The following is a 13,787-nucleotide window of genomic DNA, read 5'->3' on the forward strand; positions in this document are numbered from 1 at the left end:
ATAAAAGAGGGATTTACTAAAAAAGACGAGCTATCTCGTCTCTTTTTTATGGTAAAATGTATGAGGTTCAATCAGATTTCTATCTACATCAATGTCTATATCATAGTGAATTGAATTGGAGTGTTTTTATGGTGTCACGGACCGTTATTCGCGTCATTTGTTTGGGTTTATGTGCTTGCCTTTTTGCGTTTGCATTTAATGTTTTTCTTTTACCCCATCACCTTTTGTCCGGAGGCGTTGCAGGATTAGCCGCACTTATTCATCATTTTATTAGTATTAATACAGGAATTATACTTTTTACCATCAATATTCCTGTCTTTATCATAGGACTTATTTACTTAGGAAGAAGGTTTGTCCTTTTTACCATATATACCGTAACTGTCCTGTCAGTAGCAATGAAATACATACCGATTATTCCAATAAGTGACGATATCTTTTTATCCTCCGTTATTGGGGGTGCATTATATGGATTAGCAGTGGGAATTATTATCCGGTTAGGAAGTTCAACCGGAGGGACGGATATTATCAGTTTAACCGTCTCGAAAAGGACAAATATGCAGGTTGGATTTTTAAATATTTGCATGAACATACTTATTGTATTTAGTTCCGGCTTTGTCTTTGGCTGGGATATTACGTTATATACCATTATCGCCATTTATGTAGCTGGTCGAGCTGTTGACATGGTTTATACAAATCAAAATAAATTGACCTTGACCATTGTAACAGACCAAGCGGAGCGATTGTCTGAAGAATTGCTAAAGCTGCACCCAAGAGGGATAACCATTTCTGAGGCAGAGGGTGCCTATACGCATCGACCAAGAAAAATATTAACAACAGTCATTACAAAATATGAACTAAATGAAACCAAGCATAAAATTAAAGAAGTCGATTCTAATGCATTTGTAAACATCACACAAACGCTTGAGGTAATGGGAAAGTTCAGAAGAGATTAATGAACTAATAGTAAAGAGTTGCTGAAAACTCGTATTTCTACGACTTTTCAGCAGCTCTTTATTGTGTTTCCTGCATTTGTTCAATTCGCTTGGAAAATTCATTTATAGCGGTGTAGCCTTGTTGCTGTAAACGCCAGTTTTTTGCTGCAACCTCGATAAGCGCAGCAATGTCCCTCCCTGGTCGAACGGGAATTTCAATCTTGGGAACCGCAACATCCAGGTATTCAATCATATCATTATGGTGAACCATCGCATCATAATATTTCTTTTCATCCCATGCAGATAAGATAATATCCAGCTTTATTGTCGTTTCATCCTGAAACGCACCCGACCCATACAATCTTGGTACATTAATCATACCAATCCCTCTCAATGATAAAAAGTCTCGATTCGTTTGATTATGTGTACCAATCAATGTTTCTGGGTCTATTCTTTTTAGAATGACTAAATCATCAGAAATAAGCCGATGACCCTTTTCGATTAATGAGAGTGCTGTTTCGCTTTTCCCAATCCCGCTTTCCCCTCTAATTAATAAGCCCACCCCGAAGACATTCATACATACAGCATGAATACCAATACTTTTGGCTAATTCTTTTTCTAGGTAATTATTGAGGGTACTGATTACTCTCGTTGTTTTTTCCTTTGCACGCAGAAGCGTAATTCCTTCCTCGTTGCAGTGTTTAATCAAGTAGTTAAGACCTTCCTGATTATGAGTAATTATGATGCATGGCGGATGTTTCTTAATCACATTGCCGATTCTTTCATCGCGTTGTTCCTTTGTCAGGGAATGTAAATAGGTTATTTCTTGTCTTCCTAATAATTGAATTCTTTCTTGAGGAAAAAAACGAAAATATCCAGTTAATTCTAAACCAGGCCGATGAATATCGTCATTATCAATGATACGATCTAGACCCTGTTTTCCAGCAAGTATTTCTAATTTTAGTTTTTCAGCCAATTGCTGAATCGTTATGCTTCCCATAAAGAACTCCTGCTGTCTTTTTTTTTGCTTTTCGTTCATATTATGGTTTGTTTAGTTAAAATAATAAGTTGAAAATTGTGCTAAGTATCTCACACGATAACCTGCTGTGTTGAGGAATAGAATAGGAAGTTCCTGCTGCATTCTTTTTCCCTGAGAATAAATAAGGCGCTCTGGAACACAATTAGATGGAGAAAGCCTTTAGATAAGTAAAATAATCACCGTTCACTTGTAAATTTTGTAAGCACATACAATTCATTATGAAACTTATCTAAAAGCTCATTGTAGGAGGAATGTATCAAAAACGGAAATAATGTTTCCACTGCTTCATTGTATGGCTGTCCTAAAGCCGTACGTAAAATCACAAATCGATGAAAAAGCAAACCCTTTTCAAAATCAATCCCTAAATTATACAGGCCTTTATGCAGTTCTTCCTGGGGAATTAGTTTAATTTTCTTTAAAATTTTCTCATTTTTTTCAATAAATTTCACCTTTACATAATGAGTGACATAATCTGTATAAATCATTTGTCCAATATTATTGGAATCCTTTTTCGTATAATTAAAGCCAATCACTCGATTCTCCTTATTTTCACTAAGAATAAAGGTTTTATTGCCCTGTAAATGAGTGATAAAATTCTTCACTCGCTTATCAAACAGTTTATTGAATTCAATAATCTGGTGAAGCTTAATCGCAAAGTCCGTATGTTCTTCACCGACTACAAATAGCCGGTCCACAATTGGCAAAAGACTTAAGACTCCTTCTGACAGTTGGCTTGATGCATCATAAATAATAATATTGTATTCTTTTTTCATTTTTTTAATTTTTTGTTTCTGCTCCGTGAGCGTTAGTTTGGAAAACTCATGAATGAGTTCATCGGAAGTTTCCTCTTTTTCTAAGGTGCCATAGGAAATAAAAGCGGAACGTAAATCTGTATTGTCCTTTAACCAATGATAGATCGATAAAGATAATTCAGTTACACCTGACTTTGATTTCGGAGAATAGAAACCAATCATATACATATTACTCACCTGCCTTTTATTACTATAGTATGAAAAAGAAGGATGAGTGATATGGACAACCCCCTACCTTCCATACAATATAAAAAAATTCATCACATAATAGTGATGAATTTTTTACCGGCTTTTAATTAGCAATTCTACCGCTTCTTTTACAAGGTGTTCCGTATCTTCGCCCTTTTCTACATTAACCCGGACACAATGCTCTAAATTGGTACTAACAATAACACCCATTGTACGATCAAGCGCATTTCGCGCTGCAGATAATTGGGTAATAATTTCTCTACAGTCCTTTCCCTGCTCCATCATGCCAAGTACACCTTTAATTTGTCCTTCAATACGTCTTAGACGATTTTTCACACTTTTATCGTATTCCATTATTCATCCACCTTTCTTATAAATGGATCATTCAATATCTCGCAAATGAATAAATTATTATCTATACTAAGTAAGTCTTATGTTATACCTCAAGGGGTATTATGTCAAATTTCAACGTAAATCAATAAAAGGATACCTTATAAAGTATCCTTTCTTCATCATAACCCTATTCATTTTGACAGTCCACTTACAACTACATATTTATAGACTTTTTAAGAACTCTCTTACTTGATCAGGTGTTTTTGCGTTTGCACTATGTAAATGGGCCAGCTTTTCACCGTTTTTAAAGACTAATAAGGATGGAATCCCCATTACCTGTTGTTCCTCTGAAATTTCCGGGAACTCATCGCGGTCAATAGTAAACCACTCTTTATCCTCGTTTTCTTCAATAATTTCATCAATAAACATGCTTAAACGTTTACAATCTGGGCACCAGGTGGTTGTAAAAATCCCAATTGTTAATTCACTTTGATTAATTTGTTCCTTGTATTCCTGCTCTGTTATGATTTTTTTCATTTGTGACTTCCTCCAGTCTGTACGAATCTTAAGTAGCTTTTAGGACAGCTCTTCTACTCTAATAAAAAAAGTATCATCCAAAAAAAGTGTACCATAAGTGAGAATAAAAGAAAAAAAGGATGATTGACCGTTTCCATCAATTAAAAGAAATAATTGATTTTATCGTATGGTATACTAGAGCTATTGTTCTAGTTTTGAAAGCGGGGATGATGATGTATGCCTACTACAATAAAACCAACTCATTCCATTGAGATAAAGGAATTATTAAACATAGCAGATCGAACAGTAAAAATTGAAAAAGGCCAGTTTTTGTACCAAGAGGGACAAGTAGCTGAAGAACTTTATTTAATTATTTCCGGAAGAGTACAGATTAGTAAAATTACTTCAGACGGTAGAGAATTGGTGTTAAGAATTTGTGGTTTAAATGACATTTGCGGAGAGTTAACGTTATTTACAGATTCACCTAAATACCTTCTTAGTGCCATTGTCCTTGAAGTAGGAGAAGCAGCTATCATAAAAAAAGATGTACTCGAGAATCAAATTTTCCAAAACAGTGCACTTGCTTATGAATTTATGAAATGGATGAGTGACCATTTCCGAAAAACACAAACAAAGTTCCGTGACCTTGTATTGAACGGAAAAAAAGGAGCTTTATTTTCAACACTTATTCGGATGACAAATAGCTATGGTATCCAGAAAAAAGATGGAATTCTGATTGATCTTCCATTAACAAATCAAAAGCTAGGTGATTTTTGTGGAACCTCAAGAGAAAGCACTAATCGAATCTTGAATGATTTAAAAAGAGATGGTGTGATATCATTAACGAAAGGAAAAATTACCGTTCATAACCTCCAGTATTTACGAAAAGAAATCGACTGCGAAAATTGCCCTGCTGTCTATTGTAATATTGAGTAAGCATAACCATACCAAAACAAAATGATAAGAAGGCTCTCGCTGTTAAAAGCGAGAGCCTTCTTATCATTTTTATACTGTTACAGCGTCCTCTTCTAATGTACCTGCTGGACCAAAGAATTCAAAATGAATGGATTCTTCTGAAACTCCCCATTCCTTTAGCGTGCGATACATAATTTTCATAAATGGAACTGGACCACAGAAATAAAATTCTGCTTGATTGCTCGGTAAAATAGACTTCAGCCAATCTAAATCGATATAACCTTGTTTATCAAAGTTCATTTCAGCAAGATCCTGTTCAGTTGGTTCAGAATAGGCTACATAGCTTGCTGCATTTTCATGTTCATTAACAACTTTTTCTACTTCATCCTTTAGTGCATGAACCTGGCTGTTTAAAGCACCATGAATAAAGGTTACCTTACGTTCTGGCTGTTCTGCAACGATCGTTTTTAACATGCTGACCATCGGTGTAAGACCAACTCCGCCACTGATTAATATAGCCGGAACAGCTTTTGTATCAAGAACAAATTCCCCTGCTGGAGCACTTATCTGAATAATATCCCCTGCTTGAACGGAGTTATGTAGATAATTAGAAACTACTCCATCTGGTTTTTCTCCCATACCTGCTTCTCTTTTTACACTGATACGATAGTAATCTTTTCCTGGAGCATCTGATAAACTATAATGTCTTAGACTTGTGTATTTTTCTCCTTCAGGCAGCACCTTGACAGTAATGTACTGACCTGCTTGATAGGAGGCAATGGCTGACCCATCTTCAGGCTTCAAATAAAATGACGTAATAACATCACTTTCTTTTACTTTTTTGTCAACGACGAAATTTCTGAAGCCTGCCCATCCTCCTGGCTGCTCCTTAGCTTCTTTGTACATATCTGCTTCAATGCCAATAAATGCATCCGCAATTACCCCATATGCCTCTGCCCAAGCATTAATAATCTCATCAGTCGCCGCATCACCTAGTACATCTTTAATGGCCCCTAATAAGTTTTCACCTACAATTGGATAGTGCTCCGGTTTAATTTCAAGTGCTCTATGCTTTGTTCCGATCTGTTTTACCACCGGAATGATGGCTGCTAAATTATCAATATTAGCGGCAGCTGCATATACGGTATTTGCCAGGGCTGTTTGCTGGCGTCCTTGTTTTTGGTTCGCATGGTTAAAAATATTCAATAGCTCAGGATTGTTTGTAAACATTCTTTCATAAAATCGTGTCGTAATATCTTTTCCATATTTCTCAAGTACTGGAACTGTGCTTTTTACAATTTCGATTGTTTTTTGACTTAACATGATTCCATCCACCTTTTAAAGATATATTTATTTTACACCTTTAATAATATAACAACAGTGGTAATAAAGATATATTTTAAATACATCTTTCAAAAAGTTGTCACAATTACTTTTATTCCCCTTTGATGCTATAATGAGATGAACTCAAATCATAAGAGGGGTTACAAAGATGAGATTAACAAATTACACAGATTACTCTTTACGTGTACTTATTTTTTTAGCATTAAAAAATGAATTTGAGCTTTGTACAATAAAAGAGATTGCCGAAACCTATCAAATTTCTAAAAATCATCTTATGAAGATTATTCATGAGTTGGGAAAACTTGGATATATCGAAACGATTCGAGGCCGCCACGGGGGTATTCGATTGGCTAAACTACCCGCAGAGATAAATATTGGAGAAGTCATATCAAAGACAGAGGAAGACTTTCATATTGTCGATTGCTTTAACAAGGACAACAATTATTGTGTCATTACACCATCCTGTAAATTAAAGTTCATCCTAAATGATGCTCTAAAGGCATTTTTGAATGTGTTAAAGGAGTATACATTAGAGGATTTAATTCAAAATAAGGAGGATCTAATGCAATTCCTAGGTTCTTAATATAAAACCATTAGTCACCGTTTGGACTAATGGTTTTATTGTGCTGTCAATCATTCAAATATCTTCCCTTGCCGTATCCATTTCGTTGCTACCCATTTTTCACCCATTATAACGGGTGTACTGCTATGTGATGATAACCGGTCTGTCTGACCTTTACTATTTCCATAATGAAAATAAATCGCTGATCCTTTTTTAGGTGAAATCGATAAGCCTAATTTAGGAAAGATGGTTTTCCCGCCTGCTTCAACATCGTTTAAATACATTAGAAGTGTTGCAATCCGCTGCCCGCCTTTTGAAGCATCAACCTTACTTTCAGGGAAAAAATCATAGTGTGTTTTATATTCTTCCCCTCTATTATAATGAAGCAACTGCAGGCTTTCTCCATGATTAATTGGATAGTCTGTCAGTTCGGCAATTCTGTTCTCAATCCTTGTAATAAGCTCGTTCTCCATAACCATAAATTCAGTGCCCTCACTTGTTCTTCCTGAAACGATTTTGACCTCTCCTGTTTCTGAATCGATTACCTGTGAACGTCTTAAGCGATCTTTTGCAAGAGAGATTAGATTGTCACATTCTTGAGCACTTAATAGATTATCTAAATACAAGATAAAAGGCTTTTCCATTCGTAAAGTGACTTTTATAGCATTGTGATCACTCGTTTGAATCAGGCTGTCCTTCTTTGCGATCGGCGGCAGTTCATATATATAAGGATCCTGTTGGTCCATGGTTTGAACCGTCTGATTTCGAATCAGACGAAAAATCGTTGTATAGGAATATCTGGGATCAAACCCCTTTTTTATCATGGCATCGACTATTAATTCGGGATTAACCCCGCTGTTTAATGTATTTTGAATCCATTCTTTTAACTCATTTGAGATGGTGCTGATTTTTTTCACTTTAACCTTCTCCTTTGAATATTCGATAACTTTCTATATTAATAGAATGAATCAATTATTTGAAAACCCTTTCAATTCAGACTATATATCATAAATATATTATAAAATACCTTCTGTCATAAGAAAAATTGGACAATTGGTTATTTTCTATTTATTAAAAGAATTTCACTATATATAATAAAAAAATATCATGTCTTTTGAAAAATATGTTAAAATATTTCTAATATATCCATATTTCACAATTACGGAAATCTTTAAGGAGGCTATTGGAAAACTTGTACAGAATTGTAATTGAACGAGAAGATGACGTGTACATGGCTAGTACAATAGGGAAAAGAGTTTCTGAAGAACATGGTTTGACCAAAAGCCAGCAAACCAAATTAGTTGTTTCCATCATGGAACTCACTCGGAACATTGTCTTTTACGCAGGTAAAGGAGAGCTTTTTATTAAACCAATACCCTCCTATGGAATAGAAATCATTGCAATTGACCAAGGTCCGGGAATTCCTAATCTTGATCAAGTCTTAAATAATTCGGTCCCTTCCAAAACGGGTTTAGGATTGGGATTATCAGGAGTGAAACGTCTAATGGATGAATTTGAAATCACAAGTACTATTCATCTAGGCACAAAGGTTCGGGCCGTCAAATGGTTTAACGAAGGGAAGGCTAAGTATAAATGATTAAATCACCTATGACAAATGAATTACTTTATGGTTTGATTGAACTTAGTCCTGAGGGTACAATTCAACGGGCTAACAATGAAGCCAAAAAACTATTATTTTCTGAAGAAAATGATTCAAACTATCTTTTTCATCAGATCAAAAATACTGAAATTAAGACAAAATTGCACGAGTGCTTCATGGGGAGAGCCAATGAATTTATAGCTACGATTGATTCGCAGCCATACTTTTTTTTATTCCATCGTTCCTATAAGGATGAACTATTAAATAGTATACACATTTATCTATTCAATTTTCAAAACCTACAAAACTCTTATGAGCATAATAACTGGAATAATCATTTATTATCTTCTGTTGGTGAAATGGCAGCTGGGATCGCTCATGAAGTGCGTAATCCGTTAACTGCGGTGAAAGGTTTTCTGCAATTAATGGATCAAACCTATAAGGAAGAATATTCTCAAATAGCTCAGAGCGAATTAGAACGGGCCATTCATATTCTAAATGATTTAATGAGTGTTTCAAAGCCAGAATTTATACAAGAGAAGCAGTCAAATTTCAATGTCATTTCTGAGATCGAGTCTATTCTGCTTTTGTTTCAGAACCAGCTCTATTCCATCAATGTGATTAAGCACTTTGAAAATGAAAGCGCCATGATTGTCGGCAGAAAAGACCAAATTAAAAAAGCTCTATTTAATATCATAAAAAATGCTATTGAAGCCATGCCTAAAGGTGGTACCTTGGTTATTGATCAAAGTGATGAGTCACAGAATGTCATTATCTCCATATCTGATTCTGGAATTGGTATACCAAAAGACAAGCTAAGATTATTAGGAACTCCCTTCTTTACCATGAAACAGGACGGAAAGGGCATGGGTTTAGCGCAAGTATTTAATGCAATCCAAACCAATAATGGCAAAATAAGTGTGACGAGTGAGGAAGGTCACGGAACCTCTTTTATTCTAACCTTTCCTAAAACAATCAAGCATGCAGAAACATTTATAGGAGGACAATCAATGCTTACTACAATTGATTCAAGATTTGAATTATCGAAGTTTTTAAATGAAAATGTTTCTTTTTATTCAAAACAATGGCTTCAATATCTTCAAGAAAATAAAAGCTATATCACATCATTATTACAGGAAAACGGTGATATAGCCTATTACGAGGAATTTGGTAATCCATTTTTCAGATTACTTGCTGCCAATATCACCGAGCTAAAAACTGAAGAAGTGATGGATCATGCAAAAATGAGAGGTGTAAAGAGCGCCAAAACAGACTTCCCCATTCATTTAGCATGGGAACTTTTCCAATCAAGCAGGGGAATTATATGGAGTGCGATTAAAACGTTTTATATAGAAAATGGAATTAACCTCGAAACAGAAGAGTTTTTTATCTTGGAACGCCATGTAAACGATATTGTGGATTTATATATTGATTCATACACCGCTTACTATGTCAACTATAAAGAGGAATTATTGAAAAGCCATCGTGAGACCGTTGATGAATTATCAGTACCAATTATTCCAATAACTGAAAAGGTTTGCATACTTCCGATTGTCGGGAATGTTGACACTTACCGGGCTAAGAAAATAAGAGAAAGAACACTTGTTCGTGTCAATGAATTAAAAGCCCACCAGCTTATTATCGATATTTCCGGTGTTCCCTATGTAGATACGGCAGTCGTCAATCATCTGTTTAAAATTGTTAAAGGTATTAAATTACTAGGCTGCTCAACAATTTTAACAGGTATCAGCCCTGAAATCGCTGACACGATGATTGAACTCGGAATTGAAATTGATAATGAAGTAAAAACAAAATCTGATTTACAGCAGGCCTTGCAAGACATCCATTTATTCCCAGGTAAATAAAGGTATAAGATATACATTGAGGCGGACTTGTTCCGAAACGATTATGGAATGCTGTTTATTTTAAGTTTTTTTGGGAAATGACCATTTTTTTCTAAATTTAATACAACACAACAACATTCAGGTTTCCAATTCAGGAGGATATTTAATGGAGCAAGCCGTCAATCTAAAATTAGACTTAGGACAGTTTATTAATAACAATCTATCATTCTATACAAATGAATGGATAAATTATATAGAAAATACAAAAGGATACCTCACAACATTGCTAAAAGAAACAGGTGAATGGACAACTCTTGTAGAAAAGGGAAATCCGCTTTTAAAATCTGTTGCCAATTACATGTTAAACAGTAATCCGGAATATGTGATGGCCGAAGCAAAAATAAGCAGCGAAAAGCATGCCAAGATTGATTTCCCGATTCATTTAGCATGGGAACTTTTCCAATCTACTCGCGGAATTATTTGGAATGCAGTGAAATCCTTTTATATTGAAGCAAGTATCCATTTCGATATGAAAGAATGCTTTGAAATAGAAAGATTTATAAATGATATCATTGATCAATTTGTTGAAGCCTACACGGCTAGTTACGTCAGCCATAAAGATAATTTGTTAAGAAGTCACCGTGAAACGGTAGACGAATTATCCGTTCCAATTATCCCGTTATCGGACAAAATTTGTATTCTTCCAATCGTCGGTAATGTTGATACGTATCGAGCAAAAAAAATCCGCGAAAGAACATTGGTGCGGATTAGTGAGTTAAAATCACAAAAACTCATAATTGATATTTCAGGTGTTCCATATGTAGATACTGCTGTGGTCAATCATTTATTTAAAATTGTCAAAGGAATAAAATTTTTAGGATGTGCAACGATTATTGTGGGTATTGGCCCTGAAATTGCTGATACGATGATTGAATTAGGAATTGAGATAGACAAGGAAATTAAAACCAAATCAACGCTGCAGCAGGCACTGCAGGACATGCTGTTTTTTTCATAAATAATAGAAAAAAAGAGGGTATCCAATTATTAATTGATACTCTCTTTTTTAACTAATGCTACTCTTGTTCAAACACGAGATCATTACTGCGAAGTGTCATTAGCTCGTGACGATCATAGTTATTTTGCATCAGCAATCTCATTGCTTGAGTTCGAATAGATTTTTCAAGTACATTTCTTATATAACGTCCATTTGAAAAGCTGCTAGGATTTAACGTTGTTTTTATCCATAATAGGTGTTCTCGAAGTTTTTTTTCTGCTTCATGACTTAAGGTATATTCTTTTTCCTTCAACATTCGTTCGGCAATCTCCATAAGCTGATTGATATTATAATCAGGAAAATCAATAACAAGCGGAAAGCGGGAGTGCAGACCAGGATTAAGCGTGAGGAAATAATCCATTTCTCGTGAATACCCAGCTAAGATTAGTATGAATTCATGCTGTTTATCTTCCATATGCTTTACAAGCGTATCGATTGCTTCTTTACCGAAATCCTTTTCCCCGCCGCGACCTAGTGAATAAGCTTCATCTATAAAAAGGATACCGCCAAGGGCCTTTTTAATTAGGTCTCTTGTTTTTTGTGCGGTATGGCCAATATATTCTCCCACTAAATCTGCCCGTTCCGCTTCGATTAAATGACCTTTTGAAAGCACGCCCATCTTTTGAAATAATTTCCCAATTAATCTTGCGACTGTCGTTTTTCCTGTTCCTGGATTTCCTTTAAACATCATATGAAGAGCCTGTTTACCAGCCTTTAAACCATTTTCTTCCCTTTTTTTATTAATATAAATCCATGCATAAATTTCTTTAATCATCTTTTTCATTACTTCCATACCGACAAGTGAAGCAAGCTCTGCTTCAATTTCTTTTAACGCAGTATGTTCCGGCGGAATTGACTTTGGAGCAACAGAAGTTGGATTGATATCTCCTGAAATAGGACTTCGCTTCTGTGAATTTAAAACAATACTAATTTGTCCATTGTTTTTCATTCGCATCGGTTGTTCCAAACTCTTCACCTCACATTCTCTAAACAGTATACGCCCAGAAACATTTATTTGTGACAGTTCAGAATAAAGGCACTTATTCTATTTGTATTCAAGCAGCAGTTCATTCATGAACAATTACGGGAGCTCCTAGGACAGAACATCCATATTCAAACAACAAAAAAACATTCACATAACTATGTGAATGTTTTTTATTTTTTATTATTTTGGTTGAGGTGCTTCTATATCAATATGTACATTTCTTTGCGGAGCAAAGGTAGAAATTGCATGCTTATATACAAGCTGCTGCTTTCCTTCACATTCAAAAAGTACAGTAAAATTATCAAAGCCTTTTATTTGGCCTCTAATTTGAAATCCATTTAATAAAAATACCGTACAATTGGTTCCATCTTTACGGAGTTGATTTAAGAATTGGTCTTGAATATTTACTGATTGCTTCATGTATAAAGCTCCTCCTCTTTTGTCTCTACCATTATGTATTCGATTTAATTTTAAGCTTTCCTTCAATATAAGAGAAAATTTCATTTATTTTTTTTTCTGGCTCTTGGTCTGCTGCTGTCATATCAAACCATTTTACATCCATTTTATTACGAAACCAGGTAAGCTGTCTTTTGGCATACCGGCGTGAATTCTGTTTTAAATTTTCAACTGCAGCATCAAGGGAAACCCTGCCATCAAAGTAATCATACAGTTCTTTATAGCCAATCGCTTGGATGGACTGACAATCTCTTATTCCTTGCTGAAATAGCTGTTCTACCTCAGTTATTAGTCCTTCTTGTATCATCATGTCAACACGTTTATTAATTCTAGTATACAGTTTGTCACGCTCCATGGTTAAGCCAATAATGGCCGCATCGTATAAGGGCTCTCTCTCTTGCGTTTCCTGCCATTCGCTCATTGTTTTTCCAGTACAATGATAAATCTCTAATGCCCTTATCACCCTTCTTACATTATTGGGATGAATTTTAGCAGCACTTTCAGGATCAAGCTCTAATAATTGATTATGCAAGAAGAGGTTCCCTTCTTTTTCAGCCTGCCACTCTAATCTGTTACGAAACTCATCATTTGATGGTGCTTCCGAAAATTGATAATCAAATAAAACCGATTGAATATAGAGTCCTGTTCCACCGGCTATGATCGGCAGTTTTCCTCTGCTTGTGATTTCAGAAATTTTTCCCCTTACCAACTCTTGAAATTCCGCTGCTGAAAAAGAATCCGACGGATGTTTAATATCAATTAAATAATGGGGAATCCCTTCCATTTCTTCCGGCTTAATCTTTGCAGTCCCAATATCCATGTGTTTATAAATCTGCATGGAATCCCCACTGATGATTTCCCCGTTAAAAGCTTTTGCCAGCTCAATACTGGTCTTTGTTTTACCAACGGCAGTTGGCCCGATTAAAACAATAAGCTTAGATTTCAAAGTCAATCTCTACACTACCTTTTACGTAAATATACGGTATTGCTGCCATCTATTGGCTACCATCCTTATCATACCATATTTAGTTAGTAAAGCAGTCAAACATCTATTCATTATGACCATTTTATAAAGAACTATTCATTTAGATGTTAGGATTAAGGTTTCTTTTTATTAAATATTATTAATTCATAAATTTTACTCATGTAACAGCCTTGTGATTGAAAGATTACAGCTCATTTAAAATTGTATAACAATCACATTCT

Annotated in this window: 15 protein-coding genes; 6 read left to right on the forward strand and 9 right to left on the reverse strand. The window is 35.1% G+C overall.

Annotated elements, in window-relative coordinates; all coding sequences use genetic code 11:
- The first annotated feature begins 131 nt into the window (after positions 1 to 131).
- Positions 132 to 953 (forward strand): YitT family protein, encoded by an 822-nt coding sequence (locus ACHUFV_RS04665; RefSeq protein WP_394232434.1) that lies wholly within the window; start codon positions 132 to 134, stop codon positions 951 to 953.
- 58 nt (positions 954 to 1,011) lie between these two features.
- Here ACHUFV_RS04665 and hprK read toward each other — a convergent pair whose 3' ends face one another.
- The 4 genes from hprK to ACHUFV_RS04685 form a co-directional block, all read right to left on the reverse strand.
- Positions 1,012 to 1,932: an HPr(Ser) kinase/phosphatase gene (hprK, locus tag ACHUFV_RS04670; RefSeq protein WP_394232435.1), complete on the reverse strand. Its 921-nt coding sequence runs from the start codon at positions 1,930 to 1,932 to the stop codon at positions 1,012 to 1,014.
- A gap of 215 nt (positions 1,933 to 2,147) precedes the next feature.
- A complete protein-coding gene (locus ACHUFV_RS04675) occupies positions 2,148 to 2,951 on the reverse strand; it encodes a hypothetical protein (RefSeq protein WP_394232436.1) in 804 nt (267 codons plus the stop codon).
- A gap of 114 nt (positions 2,952 to 3,065) precedes the next feature.
- The gene (locus ACHUFV_RS04680; protein ID WP_394232437.1) at positions 3,066 to 3,326 is read right to left on the reverse strand and encodes a metal-sensitive transcriptional regulator; all 261 of its coding nucleotides are present in this window, start codon (positions 3,324 to 3,326) and stop codon (positions 3,066 to 3,068) included.
- A 201-nt stretch (positions 3,327 to 3,527) separates the two neighbouring features.
- Complete coding sequence (locus ACHUFV_RS04685; protein ID WP_394232438.1) at positions 3,528 to 3,842, reverse strand: thioredoxin family protein; 315 nt, start codon at positions 3,840 to 3,842, stop codon at positions 3,528 to 3,530.
- A 216-nt stretch (positions 3,843 to 4,058) separates the two neighbouring features.
- On the opposite strand from ACHUFV_RS04685, the gene ACHUFV_RS04690 reads away from it, so the two are divergent.
- Positions 4,059 to 4,757, forward strand: a complete 699-nt coding sequence (locus ACHUFV_RS04690) for a Crp/Fnr family transcriptional regulator (protein ID WP_394232439.1) — start codon at positions 4,059 to 4,061, stop codon at positions 4,755 to 4,757.
- A gap of 69 nt (positions 4,758 to 4,826) precedes the next feature.
- Here the strand turns inward: ACHUFV_RS04690 and hmpA are convergent, their stop codons facing one another.
- Complete coding sequence (hmpA, locus tag ACHUFV_RS04695) at positions 4,827 to 6,059, reverse strand: NO-inducible flavohemoprotein (RefSeq protein ID WP_394232440.1); 1,233 nt, start codon at positions 6,057 to 6,059, stop codon at positions 4,827 to 4,829.
- 169 nt (positions 6,060 to 6,228) lie between these two features.
- Between hmpA and ACHUFV_RS04700 the strand changes: the two genes are divergently transcribed.
- Complete coding sequence (locus tag ACHUFV_RS04700) at positions 6,229 to 6,663, forward strand: RrF2 family transcriptional regulator (protein ID WP_394232441.1); 435 nt, start codon at positions 6,229 to 6,231, stop codon at positions 6,661 to 6,663.
- 50 nt (positions 6,664 to 6,713) lie between these two features.
- Here ACHUFV_RS04700 and ACHUFV_RS04705 read toward each other — a convergent pair whose 3' ends face one another.
- Positions 6,714 to 7,559 (reverse strand): 2OG-Fe(II) oxygenase, encoded by an 846-nt coding sequence (locus ACHUFV_RS04705; RefSeq protein ID WP_394232442.1) that lies wholly within the window; start codon positions 7,557 to 7,559, stop codon positions 6,714 to 6,716.
- Positions 7,560 to 7,834: 275 nt separating this feature from the next.
- On the opposite strand from ACHUFV_RS04705, the gene ACHUFV_RS04710 reads away from it, so the two are divergent.
- The 3 genes from ACHUFV_RS04710 to ACHUFV_RS04720 all read left to right on the forward strand — a co-directional run bounded on the left by ACHUFV_RS04710 (position 7,835) and on the right by ACHUFV_RS04720 (position 11,101).
- Positions 7,835 to 8,239, forward strand: coding sequence for an anti-sigma regulatory factor (locus ACHUFV_RS04710; RefSeq protein ID WP_394232443.1), 405 nt, complete (start codon positions 7,835 to 7,837; stop codon positions 8,237 to 8,239).
- Positions 8,236 to 10,107, forward strand: coding sequence for an ATP-binding protein (locus ACHUFV_RS04715; RefSeq protein WP_394232444.1), 1,872 nt, complete (start codon positions 8,236 to 8,238; stop codon positions 10,105 to 10,107). Before ACHUFV_RS04710 ends, ACHUFV_RS04715 begins: the two co-directional genes overlap by 4 nt.
- Before the next feature lie 145 nt (positions 10,108 to 10,252).
- A complete protein-coding gene (locus ACHUFV_RS04720) occupies positions 10,253 to 11,101 on the forward strand; it encodes an STAS domain-containing protein (protein ID WP_394232445.1) in 849 nt (282 codons plus the stop codon).
- A 58-nt stretch (positions 11,102 to 11,159) separates the two neighbouring features.
- Here ACHUFV_RS04720 and spoVK read toward each other — a convergent pair whose 3' ends face one another.
- The 3 genes from spoVK to miaA all read right to left on the reverse strand — a co-directional run bounded on the left by spoVK (position 11,160) and on the right by miaA (position 13,527).
- On the reverse strand, positions 11,160 to 12,107 hold the full coding sequence (gene spoVK / locus ACHUFV_RS04725) for a stage V sporulation protein K (RefSeq protein WP_394232446.1): 948 nt from the start codon (positions 12,105 to 12,107) through the stop codon (positions 11,160 to 11,162).
- Positions 12,108 to 12,305: 198 nt separating this feature from the next.
- The gene (hfq, locus tag ACHUFV_RS04730) at positions 12,306 to 12,545 is read right to left on the reverse strand and encodes an RNA chaperone Hfq (protein WP_394232447.1); all 240 of its coding nucleotides are present in this window, start codon (positions 12,543 to 12,545) and stop codon (positions 12,306 to 12,308) included.
- A 31-nt stretch (positions 12,546 to 12,576) separates the two neighbouring features.
- Positions 12,577 to 13,527, reverse strand: coding sequence for a tRNA (adenosine(37)-N6)-dimethylallyltransferase MiaA (miaA, locus tag ACHUFV_RS04735; RefSeq protein ID WP_394233384.1), 951 nt, complete (start codon positions 13,525 to 13,527; stop codon positions 12,577 to 12,579).
- Positions 13,528 to 13,787 lie beyond the last annotated feature (260 nt).

Origin of the sequence: Niallia oryzisoli, from assembly GCF_043641075.1 — a bacterium.
Lineage (GTDB): Bacteria > Bacillota > Bacilli > Bacillales > Cytobacillaceae > Bacillus_BD > Bacillus_BD oryzisoli_A.